The 19,730-nt window shown below is 25.5% G+C and carries 14 protein-coding genes and 1 pseudogene; 14 read left to right on the top strand and 1 reads right to left on the bottom strand.

Features of this window, described 5'->3' with window-relative positions:
- Nucleotide 1 precedes the first annotated feature (1 nt).
- The 3 genes from T324_RS0109595 (at nt 2) to T324_RS0109580 (ending at nt 3,119) form a co-directional block, all read left to right on the top strand.
- Entirely contained in the window at nt 2–1,264 is a 1,263-nt protein-coding gene (locus T324_RS0109595) for a 3-deoxy-D-manno-octulosonic acid transferase (protein ID WP_028330050.1), read from the top strand.
- A gap of 209 nt (nt 1,265–1,473) precedes the next feature.
- Nucleotides 1,474–2,169, top strand: coding sequence for a hypothetical protein (locus T324_RS0109585; protein WP_028330049.1), 696 nt, complete (start codon nt 1,474–1,476; stop codon nt 2,167–2,169).
- 254 nt (nt 2,170–2,423) lie between these two features.
- Nucleotides 2,424–3,119, top strand: coding sequence for a hypothetical protein (locus tag T324_RS0109580; protein WP_028330048.1), 696 nt, complete (start codon nt 2,424–2,426; stop codon nt 3,117–3,119).
- A 60-nt stretch (nt 3,120–3,179) separates the two neighbouring features.
- Here the strand turns inward: T324_RS0109580 and T324_RS0109575 are convergent, their stop codons facing one another.
- Nucleotides 3,180–4,493: a bifunctional folylpolyglutamate synthase/dihydrofolate synthase gene (locus T324_RS0109575; RefSeq protein ID WP_028330047.1), complete on the bottom strand. Its 1,314-nt coding sequence runs from the start codon at nt 4,491–4,493 to the stop codon at nt 3,180–3,182.
- A gap of 369 nt (nt 4,494–4,862) precedes the next feature.
- On the opposite strand from T324_RS0109575, the gene T324_RS0109570 reads away from it, so the two are divergent.
- The 11 genes and pseudogenes from T324_RS0109570 to T324_RS0109515 all read left to right on the top strand — a co-directional run bounded on the left by T324_RS0109570 (nt 4,863) and on the right by T324_RS0109515 (nt 19,655).
- Nucleotides 4,863–5,246: a PepSY-like domain-containing protein gene (locus T324_RS0109570; protein ID WP_028330046.1), complete on the top strand. Its 384-nt coding sequence runs from the start codon at nt 4,863–4,865 to the stop codon at nt 5,244–5,246.
- 389 nt (nt 5,247–5,635) lie between these two features.
- Nucleotides 5,636–6,386: pseudogene (locus T324_RS18985) on the top strand (PorT family protein).
- Between the two features lie 172 nt (nt 6,387–6,558).
- The gene (locus T324_RS0109560) at nt 6,559–7,077 is read left to right on the top strand and encodes a cupin domain-containing protein (RefSeq protein WP_051436828.1); all 519 of its coding nucleotides are present in this window, start codon (nt 6,559–6,561) and stop codon (nt 7,075–7,077) included.
- A 149-nt stretch (nt 7,078–7,226) separates the two neighbouring features.
- The gene (locus T324_RS0109555; RefSeq protein ID WP_211232587.1) at nt 7,227–7,772 is read left to right on the top strand and encodes a hypothetical protein; all 546 of its coding nucleotides are present in this window, start codon (nt 7,227–7,229) and stop codon (nt 7,770–7,772) included.
- Nucleotides 7,773–7,974: 202 nt separating this feature from the next.
- Complete coding sequence (locus tag T324_RS18275) at nt 7,975–8,397, top strand: type I restriction enzyme HsdR N-terminal domain-containing protein (RefSeq protein ID WP_211232586.1); 423 nt, start codon at nt 7,975–7,977, stop codon at nt 8,395–8,397.
- A 176-nt stretch (nt 8,398–8,573) separates the two neighbouring features.
- Nucleotides 8,574–10,355 carry an HsdM family class I SAM-dependent methyltransferase gene (locus T324_RS17745; RefSeq protein ID WP_211232585.1) on the top strand — a complete coding sequence of 594 codons (1,782 nt, stop codon included), beginning with the start codon at nt 8,574–8,576 and terminating at the stop codon, nt 10,353–10,355.
- Nucleotides 10,346–11,788, top strand: coding sequence for a restriction endonuclease subunit S (locus tag T324_RS0109535; protein WP_028330043.1), 1,443 nt, complete (start codon nt 10,346–10,348; stop codon nt 11,786–11,788). Before T324_RS17745 ends, T324_RS0109535 begins: the two co-directional genes overlap by 10 nt.
- 85 nt (nt 11,789–11,873) lie before the next feature.
- Nucleotides 11,874–14,471, top strand: a complete 2,598-nt coding sequence (locus T324_RS0109530) for an ABC transporter substrate-binding protein (RefSeq protein WP_028330042.1) — start codon at nt 11,874–11,876, stop codon at nt 14,469–14,471.
- Nucleotides 14,472–14,562: 91 nt separating this feature from the next.
- Complete coding sequence (locus T324_RS0109525; RefSeq protein ID WP_028330041.1) at nt 14,563–16,491, top strand: ankyrin repeat domain-containing protein; 1,929 nt, start codon at nt 14,563–14,565, stop codon at nt 16,489–16,491.
- 206 nt (nt 16,492–16,697) lie between these two features.
- Nucleotides 16,698–18,110, top strand: coding sequence for an MBOAT family O-acyltransferase (locus tag T324_RS0109520; RefSeq protein ID WP_028330040.1), 1,413 nt, complete (start codon nt 16,698–16,700; stop codon nt 18,108–18,110).
- 12 nt (nt 18,111–18,122) lie between these two features.
- The gene (locus T324_RS0109515; RefSeq protein ID WP_028330039.1) at nt 18,123–19,655 is read left to right on the top strand and encodes an alginate O-acetyltransferase AlgX-related protein; all 1,533 of its coding nucleotides are present in this window, start codon (nt 18,123–18,125) and stop codon (nt 19,653–19,655) included.
- Nucleotides 19,656–19,730 lie beyond the last annotated feature (75 nt).

Raw genomic sequence — 19,730 nt, 5'->3', positions numbered from 1 at the left:
AATGCAAAGAATTTTAATGTTTATATATACTGTATTTGGTTATATTATTTATCCTATAATATTTATATGCTTTTCTATAATGATGATATTTAATAAACCTATTAGAAAAGGTGCTTTATCAAGATTAGGTTTTATATATCCTAAAGAAAATAATAAAAATGCTGTATGGATACATGCTGTAAGCGTGGGTGAGATAGTTGCTGTAAAAGAAATAGTTTTTACTTTGATAGATAGAGGATATAGTGTTTATTTATCAACTACTACAGTTGGAGGATATGATATAGCTAAAAAAAACTATGGGGAAAAAGTTGAATTATTTTATTTAACATTGGATTATCCTCATATGATAAATAAACTTATTAATTTAATATCTCCTGAATATGTAATGATAGCTGAAATTGAGATATGGCCTACATTTATTTATATGCTTCATAAAAAATTAATACCTCTTTATATGATAAATGGAAGAATTGGAAAGAAAGAAATAAAAGGATATAAAAATTTTAAATTTTTCTTTAAACCTTATTTTAATATGTATACGAAGATTTTGGCTCAGAGCAATATAGATAAAGAAAATATGATTAGCATAGGAATGCCTGAGGGACTTATAACTGTTACAGGAAATTTAAAATATGATATAAATTATTATGCCAATGAGAAAAAAATAGATGATTTAGAGAATAGAATACCAGTTAACAAATTTGTAATAACAGCAGGAAGTACTCATTCTAATGAAGAAGATATAATACTCAAAGCAATTGATATGCTTGGAATAAAAGATAATGTTTATATTGTAATAGTTCCAAGAGATATTAACCGAGGAGAAGATATACAAAATACTGCTTCCAAATTAGGATATGATTTACCTCTTTATACAGATTATGAAAATAGTTCTGAAGACGGTATAATAATTGATACTATAGGTGAATTATTAAATTGGTATAAATTATCTGATTTGGTTATTATGGGCGGTACTTTTATAGGAAATGTAGGAGGCCATAATATATTAGAGGCTATATATTTTAAGAAGCCTGTTATAGTTGGTAAGTATATGTATAATTTTATAGAAATTTATGAGTATATGAAAGATGCTGTATTTACTTGTGAAGATAAAAATAAATTGCATGAAACTATAGAGCTTGCATATAAAAATAAAGAACTTAGAGATGAATTATCTGAAAAAGCATACAATCTGTTAAGACAAAATAACGGAGCTTCTCAAAGGACTATAAATATTATTAATAAATACCAAGGTATTGTATAATCAAAATATATATTCTTATATTGACTTTTGTATAAAAATTATCTATACTTAAATAAGGTTTATGAAATCTTTGTGGAATTAATTTATGAGATATTTAAATTTCTTTTTTAAAAATCTTTTATACGTTTTTTCAAATTTTATTTATTTTTTATATATAGATTATTTCTATTGTATGCCTAAATATTTTTTATTGTCTGTAAGGAAAAAATATGAAAAAAATTATCATACTAATTAGTCTATTTCTAATGACATCAGCTCTAGCTTATTCCCATTATTTTGGCATTGGTTTGTATGTTCCGTTAGGAGGAAGTATACCTGGTTTCTTACCCAATAAACTTTACGAACCAGCTACAATAGGAGAAGAAAAATGGTCATTTGAAATGGGTGTTATATTTCAGCCTGGACTTTATTTTGAATTAGGTAAATTTCATTATATAGCTGTATCTTTGGATTTTGGCTGGTATAGAGATACATTTAAATTTCAGAATAATTCACAAAAATTTAAACATGAATTTGACAGTATTATGACAGGACTTAATATTGAATGGAGACCTTCATTATTTCAATTAGGTATTGGAGGTGGTGTTAAATTTCCTTGTTCCGGCAAATATTTGGAAGGAGATATTGGTACTAAATTAAACGGAGATAAGTTAACAGAAAGATTTAATACTCCTGTCATTATACCTTATTTGAAACTTTACGCAGGTGTAAATTTCTATTTTGTTAATTTATCATTATACATGAATGTTGATATACCTTATGTTCAGATAAAAGATAATATTAGTTCATTAGGTTACGGATATAAATATCCTGGTCAGCTTGCAGCTTTTGATGTAGGTGTTCAGATAGGTATTTATTTACCTTTATTAGAATTTGGAGAAAGTAAATCAGAGATTACCATATAATTAAATAAATAATTATAAGAAATAGTTTTATAATATTTATTATATAAATTTAGTTATGAATAGTATGTTTTTTCAATATTATTATGCTATACTAAGGTATTGTATTATTTAAAAAAAAGATATTTTCATATTGACTTTTATGTAAAAAAACTTTATTCTCGAAGAAAGTTTATGAAGTTTACACTATTTTTTAGTAATCTTATTTTCTTTATAAACTTATTAATCTTTTTATACAAATTGGCAAGGAGATATATATGAAAAAGTTTGTATTAATTAGTTTATTTCTAATGATATCATCATTAGCATATTCTCATTCACTGGGTATCGGAATGTATATACCATTAGGCGGAAGTATCCCTAGTTTTTATCCAGAAAGCAGTGTTGATCCAAGTGTGTCATTTAGTCCTAAAACTGCATTTGAAGTTGGTGTTATATTTCAGCCTAGAGTTAATTTTAATATAGGAGACGGAACTCATACAATATCTTTGGGTTTAGATGTAGGCTGGTATAGAGATACATTTAAATTTATAACAGCTGATTCTAGAAATTATACCCATGAATTTGACAGTGTTATGACAGGGCTTAATTTAGAATGGCGTCCTTTATTATTCCAATTAGGTATTGGAGGCGGTGTGAAAATTCCTTTCTCAGGTAAATATACTGAAGGAGATACTGATAGAAAAATATCAGGTCTTTCTGGAAGGTTCAATGATGTTTTAATACCTTATGTTAGACTTTATACAGGAATAAATATAGTATTTATTAGTTTATCATTATATGTTAATTTTGATATACCTTATATGGGAGTAAAAAATAATTTGGGTTCTTTAGGTTATGGATATAATTATCCTGGAAAATTAGGTTCTGTAGATATAGGAGCTCAATTAGGTATACATTTAGATTTATTTGATTTTGGTGGTTCTAAAAGAAAAGAAGTTATAGAGATTTAATATCTTATATCGAAAAAAGTTTTATTATAAAGGGATATATTATTTTAATTAATATATCCCTCATTTTTTATAAGTATTAATAAAGTCGCTTGCTGCATATAATGAACCTATAACTAATGCCGGCATACTTTTTTCTTTAGAAAGTTTTTTCATATATTCAATAGCCTCATTAAAATTAGGTATATGCTTAACATTATCATAGTCTTTTAAATATTCATATACTTTATAACTATCTGTTTCTTTATAAGTTATATTGTTTGAAGAACTTAATATTATAATAGAATCATACTGTTTTAATACATTGCACATACCATTAACATCTTTTTCGCTTAAAGGAGCAAATAATATTATAATATCCTTATACCATTTATATACCGTTTTTAATACTCTGTCTAGTGATTTTGCATTATGAGCACCATCTACTATTATGTCTGGATTTCTTTGCATAAATGTAAGACGTGCTTTTATATCAAATGTATTTAATGAATTAATGGCACTTATATATATTTTTTCTGTATTTTTTATGTTTTTTCTTTTTTCCAATAGCATTCTAAATGCTTTAAATGATAATGAAATATTTTCTGCCTGATGCTCTCCTAATAATGTTGTATTAAAAGTGTATTCTTTATCATTTTCTTTATATATAAACTCTAAATTTTCATTGCTGTTTTTTATAATTTCTGCATCAAAATCTTTTTTAAAAATATATAATTTTGAGTTTTGTTTTTCTGATATATTTTTTATTATATTTATTGAATTTTCTTCTTGATACGCTGATATTACAATTGAGTTTGGTTTAATTATTCCTGCTTTTTGTTCTGTTATTTTTTCTATTGTATCTCCAAGTATTTGAGTATGATCATAAGATATTGATGTTAATATACTTATAGCAGAGTCCACTACATTTGTACAGTCTAATTTTCCTCCAATACCAACCTCTACACATGCATAATCTACTTCCTGCATATAGAAATAATATAACCCTATTATTGTAAATATTTCAAATACAGTAATATTCTCATATATATAATTATCATTATCTACTATATTTTTTATTCTATTTGTTATATAAACAAAATCTTTTTCGCTAATCCATTCATCATTTATTGATATTCTTTCTCTTTCATCTATTATATGAGGAGATATAAAAGCACCTGTTTTAAATCCGGAATGTTTTAACATGTGGGATAATACTAATGTAGTAGATCCTTTTCCTTTAGTTCCAGTAATATGTATTACTTCAAATGTTTGTTTATATCCTAAAGTATTTAATATGTTTCGTACATTATTTATATGGTCAAAACCTTCTTTATGTAAGTTTTTCTTCCCCATAAAAGAATATATATAATCGAGAGCGTCATTTATATTCACTATTTCCATACATCAAAATCCATATTCAATTATTTTTTATCAAAAGTTTTCTATATATAGTTATAAAAATTTGCAATAAGATAACATATTTTATAAAAGTCTGCAATAGAGTATTATTTTCTATTTTTTATATAAAATTATGCTTTGTTTTTGAAATTTATATATTGTAATCAATGAATTTTAGCATTTTCTTTACATGAAATTTGCAATAACACCTGTATATGTAGTAAATGTATTTTATATATCTTATTTTTTAGAATAAATGTAAAATAATTGTAAAATAATTGTAAAAAAATATTGCATAAAATGGGTAATCTGATATAATAATAATTGTAAAGAGATTTTACAATACACCCTATAAGGAGATACATTATGACAAACACTTTAAACCTTTTTATAAAAGTAACACCTAGCCAATTACCAGAGAATGCTAGAAGATTTATAGATGCTAATTACAGCAAAACAAAAATAGTTTATATTGATAAAATTAAAGATGAATACGAAGTTAAATTAAACAATGGAACTTATATTAACTTTGATAAAAGAGGAGATTGGAATTATATAAGCAGCGATGACTCTATATCAGAAAATGCTTTACCAAAAAACATAGCTAACAGAGTTAAATCTATAATGAAAAAATATAAAGATAAAAAAGTATTTGTATTTGAAGTTAATAAAAGAATCAATTTTTATAGAGTAAAATTAAGTAATTCATTAGATTTATGTATAGGTTATAACGGAGAATTATTAGCATAAGTTTTTTCATTTGTATCTCTTTAATATAGTTTTCGGCTTATGTCTTTTATTAGATTTAAGCCGATTTTATTTTAAATTTTTTACTTTTTTTAGACAGAATATTGACATAAAAATTAAATGAGTATATCATACTGGTTATGAGTACTTTAGTTTTTAACACAGCACACAGCACACATTCTAAATAATTCAATAAAACTTTTTTCTGTTAAATTTTATATAATATCAATTTATAATATTTTAATTAAAATCAATATTTCTTTTGGTGTTGCAAATATTATTTTAAAATATTTGCATCACTTATTTATTTGTATTTCAAGCCTACCTGATAACTTATTGAATAGCAATATTCATTTTGTTATAAATAAAAAATCATTATTAGGAGTTTCTTTATGAGAAGCATTAAAAAAATTATTTTAACATTGATGATGATATCAGTATTTAGTGTATCAGCATTTGCAGCAAGCGGATTTGAGGCTATAGTTAATGTGCCTATAGGATTGAGTGTAGGTTTTCACAATTACAAATTATCAAAATATGGAGAATCAATAAAACAATATATTGAACCATCTACTAAACAGAATAGCGGGGTAGGTTTCGATATAGGAGTTACAGCCCAGTTAGGCTATATGTTCCAAGTAAAAGAAGGTTTTGGAATTAGTGTTTTAGGTGAAATAGGATACAGCCATGATTCTTATGCTTTTGTACTTGCAAGCGATAAAAAAAATAACACAGTCTTTTACATTTGAAAGCATACAGATTGGACTTCTTCCTAAATTCAATATAGGTGCTTTTGCTATAGGAATATGAGGAGGAGTTAAAATACCTTTATCTGGAAAAATGTATCAAAAATATGATGGTAAAAATATAATAGGTTCTCCAGTAAAAGCGAATTTATCAGATATAAAAGATAATTTTAAAACTCCTGTTATAGGATATATTAAGGCTACTTTCGATTATTCAATATTCTTTACTGATAATATGGCTATGAATGTGGGACTTTATGCAGGATATGATTTTGGTATGAATATGTCAGATAAATTTTTTGAATCTGTTGCAGGAACTGGAATATTTGATAGTATGGGATTTTCAAGCTTTGATGTAGGCTTACAGTTAGGCTTCAAATTTGGTCCTAAAGCTTAATTAATTTTGCTATATAATAATTTTATATAGATAATTCATCAATTTGGAATAGCTTATTAATTAATAAGCTGTTCCTTTTTTATTATATGTTTTTAATTAATTTAATAAAATATGGATTGATTTTTTCAAGATTATATTTAGAATAATTGCAATATAACAAATAGGGGGAAATATGTTATTAAGAAATATTATGTTATTATTGCTATTATTTATGTTTGCTTCCTGCAGCAATAATACATCTTCAACAACTGAATCTGCTGTAGTTGATAATGCAGCAACTAATACTACTTCTGATACATTGGCAACAGAAGAGATACATGAAAGTTTTATACCTGCTGTTTATAGTTTAGCTGATTTGCCAGTTACCAATAGAAATAAAGTTGCAGGTGGAAATGGAGATTTAATTGTTAAATATGCTTTTGTTAGAGACAATGCTCCAAAAGATTATACTACAAAAGAAATGGGATATATGACTTTAATGCCTGGTGATTCTGTAGGATTACATAGACATGAAGGAAATGAAGACAGCTATTTAATAGTATCCGGTACTGCTACTTATACAGATACAGATGGAAGCCAATATGAAGTTAAAGAAGGCGATATGACAATATGCCGTTCAGGACATAGTCATGCTATTTCTAACAGCGGAACAACTCCTTTAATTTTCTTTGCTGTATTATCAGGAAAATAATTTTTTAATGTTTAAAAAAGCATGCATCTAAATTATATGCATGCTTTTTATTTAAGTAAACATAATTTATTAGTTTAAATGAGAATTTTTAATTTATATGATTATTTTCTGTTTAAACTAACAAATAAAAAATAAAACAGAGGTAAAAGATGATTAAATTTATTGTTACTTTATATATTTCCTGCTTATTGTTTATAGTTTCATGCTCTAGTAAATCAAATGAGTCAGAAGTAAGCAATGCATCAAAGAATAATGAGGTTATTTCCAATGATGCAGTTTTAGATTATGTTCAGGTTGATTCTCCTAACTCATTCGCACCTTTAGGAATAGGAATAACAGTGGCACCTCCTGAACATGGACAGAATGCTCAATATTTTGTAGTAAATAAGGATGTGGCAGAAGTAAATTTTGACTATATGAATAATAGTTATATTTACAGAGCTTCTAAAAACTCAAATAACTTATTATCATTTTATGGTAATTATACTAATAGCGGAAAAAATTTTATAGAAAATGAATATTCTATAAATGTTGAATATAATATTACTCCTAATAATGAAAAGTTTACATTGTGGAGAGTTGATGATATTTATTATGCTTTATCAACTAAGATTGAAGATGATAAAGATTTAACTAATCTTTCATCACTTTATATAAAATCTATACATTGGCATAAAAATAATACTAATAAGTAATTCAAATAAAATAATAAAGAGCATGCAAATTTATTTTGTATGCTCTTTGTTTTCTAATTAATAAAAATATTAAGATTGTTATAAATAGTTTAATTCTAAACTTCAAAAATCATTTTACAAAATATAGTTATATATAATTATATTGACATTTATTATTTATACTATTATATTATTGCTTATATAAATAATTATGGATTAATTTATGAATAAAGATGATATTGTATTTATAAAAGAGTATTTAGATATACAAAATATAAGAGTGGTAGAAGAATATAATTTTGATAATAAAAAAGTAAAATATTCAGAAAAAATTAGTGGTTGGAAGATAGATAAATTTAGAGGTGATGAAGAAATCGTTAGAGCTTATATATTGTCCAAATTGGTTAATGAGTTAGGTTATAAATTAGAAAACATTGAAATAGAAAAACAATATGATATAGGTAGACCTAAAGTAAATAAACCTAGAATAGACATTATAGTAAGAGATGATGAAAAAAATGCTTTTTTATATATGGAGTTAAAAAGTCCTGAAGAATATGAAAAAGATAAAGATGAAATAATAGAAAAACAGTTGTTCAATTTAGCTTCTCAAGAAAAAGGCAAGGACATAAAGTTAAATATCTAGTTCTATATACTTTTGAAATTACAAATAATATAATAAAAGATAAATGTATACTTATAGACTATGAAAAATATAGTAATTTTAATGACTGGAAAGAAGTAAGAAATTTTAGTGATGAGATTCCTAAACGATATGGAAAGGCACAAAAAGAACCTTATATAAAAAATGGTAAAAAAGATTTGGATACCAATTTTACACATGAGCAGTTGGATAGTTTAAGAAAAAATTTACATAATGTACTTTGGGGTGGAGGAAGCACAGATGATAATGATGTTTTTTCTTCGTTGGTCAATATAATATTATCAAAAATACAAGATGAGTCAGAAAAGAAAAAAGGTGAGAAGTATGATTTTCAGATTTTTTCTTATAAAGATGGAAATACTTTTGAATCAGATGAGGGACTTTTTAATAGAATAAATGAATTATATAGAAGAGCATTAAAGCAAAGATTAAATATAAACGATGAAAATAAATTAAAAAAGTCATTTGTTATAGATGAAAATAAATTCTCTCTTAATAAATTAAAATATACAGTTTCAGAAATTGAAAGATTTAGTTTTGTAGATGGTAAGAATAGCTTTACAGGAAAAGATATCTTAGGAGATTTTTTTGAGGGTATTATAAGAGAGGGATTTAAACAGACTAAAGGACAATTTTTTACACATATAAATATAGTTAAATTTATGCTTTGGGGATTACAAATAGATAAATTAGCTATTGATAGAATAAATAATGATTTAGAAATACCTTATATGATAGACCCGAGTGCAGGAAGTGGTACATTTTTAATTGAATATATGAAATTCATCACAGAAAACATAAAAAGAAGATTTTTTGATGAATTAAATAAAAGCAGAGATGTAGAAGATAAATTTACTCAATGGTTTCAACCAGATCATAGAGAAAATAAATGGGCAAAAGATTTTATATATGGTATAGAAACTAATTTTAATTTGGGAACAGCTACTAAAGTAAATATGATTTTGCATGGAGATGGTTCTAGCAATATTTTTGTTAAAGATGGATTACTTCCTTTTAATTTTTACAGTAAAGAACAATCTCCAAATTATTTAAAACAATATGATAAAGATTCAATCTATAATGATAAAAATGTCAATGGACAATTTGATTGTATTCTTACCAATCCGCCTTTTAGTGTTACTTTAGATAATGATACTAAAAATAATTTAAAAGATGGTTTTTTATTTGGAGATAAAAAAAATTCAGAAAATTTATTTATAGAAAGATGGTATCAGTTATTAAAAAATAATGGACGTTTTGCTGCTGTATTACCTGAAAGTGTTTTTGATACTACAGAAAATAAATATATTAGAATTTTTATTTATAAATATTTTAAAATAAAAGCAGTTATTAGTTTACCTCAGCTTACATTTGAACCTTTTACAAGTACAAAAACTAGTATATTATTTGCTCAAAAGAAAACAAAAGACGAATTAGAGCAGTGGAATGAGGTTTGGAAAAAATATTCAGATGAATGGAGTAAATTAAAAACTAGAGCAGAAAATATCATAGATGTTTATATAAATGGTAAGAGTGAGGCTAAATTAACATCTATCAATAAATTAAGTGAAGAAGAAAGAAAAAATATATTATATAGACTATTAAAAAACTATATAGAAGAATATGATAAATCATTAAGTATATTAGAATTAACCAAAAAATATGAATATGAATTAAAAGAAATTTGCAAATATGATAATGATACAAAAGATATCTTTGGTTATGTAAATTCTTATTGGGTTTTTGGAGAATTATCTAAAGAATTGAATTATAGTATATTAATGGCAGAGGCTGAAAATATAGGCTATAAAAGAACCAAAAGAGGCGAAAAAATTATGCCTAATGACCTTTATAGAATGAATAATAAAGGCGAAATAATTGTGGATGACAATAAAAAAGAAACAATACTAGATTATTTAAGAGATATAAAATGGGATTAAAAGTTTATAATATAGATTTTTCACAATTTTCTAATGATTTATATTTAAGATGTGATTTTAAATATAATGCTTTTATATTTAAATTAAATTGGAATGTTTTTAATTATGCCAAAGAAACTATTAAATTAAGAAATATATTGAAATCTGATTATAAGATATTTGAGTATGATTATGGGCAAGAATATAAAGGAATTCCTACTGGAGAATCTTATATAGACGAAGATGGATATATAAAGGATTTTCAAATAGTTACATATGAAGAACATCCAAATAGAATTAAATATAAAATTTCAAATAATAATTTACTAATTTCTAGTATAAGATTGGCTAAGTCTCCTGCTTTATTATTTGAAAATATTAATCTATCTGAATATGTATTTTCAAATGGTTTTTATATTTTTGATGTTAATAATAATCATAATATGAAATTTATACTATATTTATTAAGAACTAAAATTATAAGGAATATTATTGATAATTATATTTACAGAGGAATTGGAATTTCATCTTATAAAAAAGAAGATTTATTGAATATGAAAATTCCATTAATTGACAAACAAAAACAAGATGAAATTGTTTCTCTAATAGAACCTATAGAAAAGAAAATAAAAAGCCTTAAAGAAACTATTATACCAGAGCAAAAAATTATTAATGAAGTATTTGCTAGAGAATTTGGATTTGATGAGAATTTATATAATGAATTTGGTAAGGGAATGACTGCAAGTACTCAAATAGCAGATGATAAAACTTTTAAAGTATTTAACACTGATTTTACTGATTTTTCTAAAAGCGATATAATGAGATTTTCAACTAGATTTCATAATACTCCAACTAAAAAATTAATGAATATATTGAATGATATTGACACAATAAAGGTAAAAAATATAATTTTTGAATATGAAAAAGGTATACAGCCTAATTATAATTCTGAAGGAGAAATACAGGTTATAAAAATTCAAAATTTAAAAAATTCTTATATAGATTTTAATGATTCAGAATATATTTTGGAAGAGGAATATAATTTAATATCTGATAATAAAAAATTAAAATATGATGATATTATTTTATGTGTAACAGGTAAAATATCACTTGGAAAAATTGATTTATATAACTATAAAGAAGATGCTATAACCACAGTTGATAATTTTATCATAAGAATAACTAATTATAATAAATTATTTTTTGTATATTTTTTTAGAAGTATTTTAGGATATTTTCAAATAGAAAGAGATTTTACTGGTACTACAAATCAAATCCATTTAAGATGGAAAGAAATTGAAAACTTTAAAATACCAAATATCCCATTAAAAAAACAACAAGAAATAGTTGATGAAATTGATAATAAAATTAAAGAACAGCAAAAAATTAATATACAAATAGAAAAAGAAAGAAATAAAATATATAATATTATTAACAACTATATTAATGGGTGATTTTACATATTCATTTTGTTGACATTTATTTCTTATGTTATATATTATGTTAAGTTGTATTTTTAATATATAAATGAGGCCTTAAATGAAATTTATTAATAAATTCTTTTTATCAATTTTTATAATATTAATATTTTCTTCATGTTCAAATAATCAAGAAGAAATAGCACAAAAAGAAATAGACAGAGGCGGTGCATTAATAGATAAAATAATATATGAAGTGAGAACGGATATGACAATAGCTATTAAAGATGTAGCAGATGGAAGAGCTGATTTAATGGCTAGCGGAATAGACGGAGGAATATATTTATCATTAGGGGAAAACGATTTAGAAAAACTTGATACTTATGCTGTGCCTTCCGGTTCTTGGTCTTTATTATTTAATCCTGTGCCAAATAAAGCACCTTATACAGTTACCACTAGAGATGGAAAAACTCATTTTAATCCTTTGGCCATAAAAGAAGTAAGATTTGCAATGAATTTTTTGATTGATAGAAAAAAACTAGTTGATGAAATTTTAAGAGGAGCAGGGCAGCCTTCATTTACTCAGGCAACACCGGGGCAGCCGGGTACTTATAGATATAATCTTATTCCTTCAAGAATGGGTATGACAGAGAATGGTAATCAGGAAAAGGCTATTAATGATATAAATAAAGCAATGGAAAAAGCTGCTAATCTGCCGGAAAATAGAGGGAAATTAAAAAAGGAAAACGGATGGTGGAAATATAATGGAGAAGTTGTAACTCTTAAATTCGTTATAAGGGTAGATGATCCTACAGGAAGACTTCCTGCAGGAAATGCTGTATCTGATTTGATAGAAAAAACAGGTATAAAAGTTGAAAAATTATTATATGATAGAAATAAATCTACTCAGGTTGTATATGGTTCAGATCCTAAAGATTATGAATGGAATATTATAACAGAGGCTTGGGGGGCAGGTGCTACTCGTGCTTGGTGGGATGTTACATTAAGACAGATGTATGTAAGAGAAGGCAACTATATGCCTGGAGGAAATATTTCTGAGTTTTGGAATTATGATAATAGAGAGGCTTCAAGAATAAGCGATAAAAATTCAAACGGATGGTTTTTGACTGCTGATGAATATTGGAATGGCAATATGCGTTTGCAGGAAATAGGGCTTGAAGATGCTGTTAGAATATATTTAAACTCTCAGACTCAATTTTTTGTAGCTAATAAAGAAAGATTTAACAGAAGAATGCTTTACGGAGTAGGAGACGGTATAAATGATTGGTCTATAAGAAGTGCAGATATAAAACCTAATAGGAATGGAGAAAAAGTATTAAGAGTTCTTCAGCATTCCGCACAAGGTTCATTATTTATAAGTCCATGGGATCCTGTAGGTGTAGGCGGATTTTCTGATGCTTATTCTTCTATAATGATTGGTCCTTGTTCTGATGCCGGAGCTACATTTGAATCTCCTTCTACTGCTAAGACGGTATTTATGTTGGGAGAGCCTGACACTAACAGTTTAGAAATAGGCGTTAGAGCAGGTAATAACGGCATACCAGTAGGTACAATAGAAGTTCCTACGAATGCTAAGATGTACAATCCTTATACTCAAAAATGGGAAGAAGGTTTAATAGTAAAAATGAATGAAAATGGAGAATTGGATTATAAGAAGTCAGATAATATTACAGCCTATGTAAAATGCGACTTTAAGCCTAGATATTTTAAATGGCATCATGGTATAGAATCATCTTTAGTTGACTTGATGTATGGAAGCGTATTTATTGCAAATGTTATAACAAAGACAAATGAGAATGATAAATATTATGATTCTGCTATGGCTGGAAGATATCTTTCTGCAATGGACGGAGCTGTAGGAAGTGTTATAAATGAAGACGGAAGTTTTACTTTATACGGAAACTATTATTGGCCTATGGATATGGACAGACAAATTGCTATTGCTGCTGTTAGTCCTAAAATAGGTAATCCAAATAGAAATACGGTTATTCCTTTTGAAATAAATGAAGCTATAATGAAAATGGTTCTTGAAGGTTCTAAATCCGGTAATGTTTATACCATTTCTCAGGATCAGTCCTTAACTTCAATAGATGTGAAAAATCCAACCTGTGTATCTGATATAAAAGAAAAATTAATAGAAATGCGTGATTCTCAATATATACCTGCAGGAATAGAAGATTTTATAACAAAAGAAGAGGCTGTTAAAAGATATCAGGCTGCTATTGATTTTATAGATAAATATGGACATGCTTATATATCAAATGGACCTTTCTTTATTTCAAGGATAGATTCAAAAGCTAATTATATAGAATTAACAGCTTTTAAAGATTATAGTTATACTGCTGAATATTGGATTGAGAAATTATCAACTAAAATGAGCAGGATTGAAGATATTGAAATGCCTGCTATAGTAAATAGAAATAGTGATATGAATATAGATATTTATGTTTCTTCGTATAATTATCCGAACAATGCTTTAGAAATGCCTGATATTAATACTAAAGTAAAAGTGTTGCTTCAGCTGCAAAACGGAGGAGAAAAAGAATATAATGCAGTTTTAGAAAATGATGTATTCAAATTAACTATACCTAAAGAAGAATTAACATCTTTTCCTAAAGGAAATTATATTATTGTTATAGAATCATATATTGCTGATGAGACTCCTTATATAGAAACTAGAAGTTTTGTACTACAGTAGATAGGGGTATATATTTTTTTTATTTTACTGCTTTTAATTTATAAAAAATATGTTATTATACTTCATAATTTAATTTGTTTAAGGTGCGGTTATGGAAAATATGGATAATAATAATGAACTTAATAACGATTCAATAAATAATGAATCAAGCAATGATATTTCAGTTAATAATAATGAAAATGCTATAGAAAAAATAAATAGATCCAAAGAAGCAGAAGAAAATAAAAAATATATATTTAAAGTAGCTGTAGTAGCTTGCGCTATTGTATTTGTTCTTCTTGTGGGAGCTGGTTTGCTTGTAGGTTTATTCTTATTTATAAAGGGTAAATCTGATATGGAGAAAATGGTTGGAAATTATGAGATATACAGCGAGGAAATATATAAGAAAAAATATGGCGATAGAATTGTTAAAGAAATGGTTAATAATTATTCGGCTGATGTTAATGAAACAGATAATAATAATCAAAGCCCATTGTTTCATGCAGTACAAAATAATAATATGAAAGCTGTAGAATTTTTAATAGAAAATAAAGCCGATGCAGAAATAGCTGATGATTCAGGAGTTACTCCTCTAATATTGGCTATAAGCAATAATAATACAAAAATAGCTGAATTTCTTATAAAAGAAGGTAAGGCTAATGTATATGGTTCTTATACAGGTAATAATTTTAATAGATATCCAATGTATTATGCTGTTTCTCAAACTAATAAAACTATGATAAAGCTTCTTTTAGATAATTCATTTGATTTGAAAAGAGAGCCTTTACTTTTAAGTTATGCGATTGACAATAGTGATGAGAGTATAGTACGTTATTTAATAGATAATGGAGCGGATATTAATTATAAAAGTGCTGACGGAACTACAGTACTTTATAATGCAGTTTTATCGCTTAATCCTGCTTTAGTAGATTATTTTATATCTAAAGGTGCTAAAATAGAAGAGGCTGGGGAAAGCGATGTATATGGAAATATAATAATGGCGGCAGCTGGTTCTAAATTTAATAATACAAGTTCATCTCCTGTTGATTTAGTATTAATGCAGCAGAAATCTGCAGACAGTGCCAAAGTGATGGAAAAAATAATTACAAATATAAATAAAAATACATTAAATAGACTCGTTAATGGAAAAAATGCATTAATAATAGCTGTAGGAAATTCATATATAGATACTGTAAAAGTTCTTCTTACAAATGGAGCAGATGTTAACTTTGCAGATAATGACGGATGGACTTCTTTAATGTATGCAGCAAATAATGGAGATATTGAACTTGCTAAACTATTAATAGAAAACAAAGCCAATGTTAATGCTAAAAGTTATGAAGAGAAAACTCCTCTTTTATATGCTATGAATAGTCCTATAGAATCAAGTAGAAATGATATGATAAATCTTTTGATAGAAAATAAAGCAAATATAAATGTAGAAGACAGTAATGGTCTTAGTCCTTTAACTGTTGCTGTTATGAATAATGATACAGAGCTTACAAAATTATTAATTGCTAATAAAGCTAATCTTTCCGTTGTAACTAAGGATGGAGAGAGTTTAATAGAATATGCTATTAATAATGATAATGTTGATTTGCTTCAAATATTAGTAGAAGCTGGTGCTGATATAAATTATGCAGGAATATCAAGTTATACTCCATTAATGATAGCAGCAAAAAGCGGAGCTGAAAATATAGCTAGAATATTATTATCTCAAAAAGTAGATTTGAATGCTGTTGATAAATATGGAGATACTGCTTTGCATATTGCTGCTGAAAATTCTAAACTTCCTATTGTAAGAATGATTTTAGAAAAGAAACCAAATCTTAATATACAAAATCAAAATGGTGATACACCTTTGCATAAGGCAGTAAATTCTGGAAGTGTTGATATAGTAAGCGAAATTGTATTATCTGGTGCTGATGTTATGGTTAGAAACAATAATGGAGATTATCCTTTAGATATAGCAAAAGATAATAATAATAATGCTATATTTGAAATATTGAAAGAGGCAGAGGAAAAGCAACAATCTAATTAATAATTCTATTTGACATTAATTATAAATTATAATAATATATCGAAAATAAAACTATATTGGAGAATAATACTATGCCGGTAACCGCACCGCACCGCACCGCACCGCACCGCACCGCACCGCACCGCACCGCACAAATTATGTAGTATATCAGACTTTTTATATTATTCTCTTAAAACAATTAGAAATAAAATTACGGAGCTATTTATATGTTATTTAGTTCCATGATTTTCTTATGGCTTTTTCTTCCTGTAGTATTTTGTTTATATTATTTAATTAAAAAAGAATATAGAAATGTTCTTCTTTTAGCAGCAAGTATTATCTTTTATGCTTGGGGTGGAGTTAGTTATACTTTAATAATGTTTTCTTCTATTCTCATCAATTATGTATTTGCATTATTAATTGATAAAGCTATTGAAGATAATAATAAAAGAAAGAAGAAAGTATATTTAATTTTTTGTATAATCCTTAATTTAGTTATATTAGGTTATTTTAAATATACAGATTTTGCTATATCAATAATTAATTCAATATCAGGCAAAGAAGTAATAAGTCTAAAAAATATAGTTCTTCCTATAGGTATATCTTTTTATACATTTCAGGCATTATCTTATGTAATAGATGTTTACAGAGAGCAAAATAAAGCACAGAAGAATGTATTTAATTTAGCTTTATATATATCGTTTTTTCCTCAATTGATAGCAGGACCTATAGTAAAGTACCATGATATAGAAAGTCAGATAATTAATAGAAATGAAAGTTTAGAAAATATCAGCTATGGAATAAAAAGATTCATTTACGGACTATCTAAAAAGGTAATATTAGCGAATATGTTTGCCTTATCCTGCGATGAAATATTAAAACAACCAGTTAGTGAATTAAGTACAGTTTTAGTATGGCTTGCTGCTATATTGTATACACTTCAGATATATTATGATTTTTCAGGTTATTCAGATATGGCTATTGGATTAGGTCATATGTTCGGATTCAAGTTTTTAGAGAATTTTAATTATCCTTATATATCAAAGTCAGTACAGGAGTTTTGGAGGAGATGGCATATATCCTTATCTACTTGGTTTAAGGAGTATTTATATATACCATTAGGCGGAAATAGGAAAGGTAAATATTTTACTTATTTAAATTTATTTATTGTATTTTTTGCTACAGGTTTATGGCATGGAGCTAGTTTTAATTTTATATTGTGGGGCTTGTGGCATGGATTATTTTTAATAATAGAGCGTATATTTTTAGGTAAGCTGTTAGAGAGAAATAAATTAAAATTTATTAATCATATATATGTGATATTAGTATTTATATTAGGCTGGGTATTATTTAGAGCTAATGATTTGAAACATGCTTTAGAATTATATAAAGTAATGTTTAATTATCAAGAGAGCATTTTTACAGTTAGATATTTCTTCTATCCTCAGACACAAGTTTGTTTTGTATTCGGTATTTTATTTTGCGGTTTATTACAGAGCATATTTCCAAAGCTTAAGGAAGCTATATTTTCAAGCAGAGTTTATATATTAGAGAGTGTTATTCAATTCGTACTGTTATTCATTTGCATTATGTATTTAGTTAATGGTACTTACAATCCATTTATATATTTCAGATTTTAAGGCAGAATCTTTATGAAAAAAATATTGATAAGAGTTTATTTAGTTTTATTATCTTTATGTATAATTTCTTTAATAGTTTTATCTGTATTAGGTGCAAAACCTAGAGTTGGATATTTAGATAAATTATCTTTTAATGATAATATTTCTTATCATAATAATTATGTATATGGTTTTAGAATAAGCTATTATGATAAAGTATTTAGAAATAGTGATATATATGGAGTTTATTTAGTTACTAATAGTTTGCCGGAATATGTAAAAGAAGTAAAAATGAAAGATGAATCTGGTACTCCATTTGGAACTTTAATTAGTTTTCAAAAAATATCTGAGGACGAAAAAATAGATAATGTTAAATATATTTTAAAAATAAAATTTAAATTTTTTAAATATTTTATTATTTTAAATATTATTATATTAATTTTATTTTTATCCAAAATAGAGTTTTATTATAAAAAATATTCTAAAGATGTCAGAACTGGATATGTATTGGTAATATCATTATTTATTTTATTTACTGTATTTCCTAAATTTATATATCTTGCATTTTATGATATGTTTGATCATAATAATTATGAAAATAGAAAATTTAAAGAATATCCAAATATATATTCAAATTTTATTGATTATCCAAAAAATTATGAGGCATATTTTAATGATTACTTACCATTTAGAAATGATTTTATTAATTTAAGAAAATATATAGACTGGAATATACTCAAAGAAAAAAGGGATAAAGATAGAATTTATGGTGATGATGGTAATTTGTATTCTCTAGAGTCTATTAAATATAGAACTGGAGAAATTAGATTTAGTGAATCTGAATTGGAATTAATTTCAAGTAATTTGTTAAATTTTAGAGATGAATTAAAAAAAAATGGTACAGATTTTGTTTTATTTATAGCTCCAAATAAAGAGTCTATTTATTATGAAGGTATCCCTGATTATATAAAATTTAAAGAGACTAATTCTATAGATGAATTAACTAATTATTTAATAAAAAATACAGATTTAAAAATAGTATATCCTAAAAAAGATATTTTGAAATATAAAAACAAATATGAATTATATTATATAGGAGATGGACATTGGAATAATATATCTGGATATATAGGTTATTTGGCTTTAATGAAAGAACTTGATATTACTAATAATATTATTGATATTGATAATGTTACAGTATTAAAAGAAAATAGTTTAGATGTATATGTGTTAAGTAATTATACTACAAATAAATTTAAGATAATAGAAGGATCAAATAATCATTATTATTCAGGATATGATTCTTATTACTGTCATTCTGTATCTGATTCCACAAATAATATGAACATATTGTTTGTAAGAGATTCTTTTGGTTATCATATGTTTAATTATATAGCTTCTTCATTTAAAGAAACAATATTTTTACATCGTTATGTATTTGATACAAAATATCTTATCGATAATAATATAGATTTAGTAGTATTGCAAATAGCAGAATTTGGTTTAAAAGATACTTTGATGAATATAAGTAATTGGAAAATAGAAAAACTAAATAAAGATTTGTAAATTAATTCTGGCAGCTAAAACATAATAATTTTTTACTTACCTATATTTTTTGATCTATAAATAAGTGATAAAGAA

Source organism: Brachyspira alvinipulli ATCC 51933 (genome assembly GCF_000518245.1).
In the GTDB taxonomy this organism is placed as follows: Bacteria; Spirochaetota; Brachyspiria; order Brachyspirales; family Brachyspiraceae; genus Brachyspira; species Brachyspira alvinipulli.
This window is presented reverse-complemented; position numbering and strand designations above follow the sequence as displayed.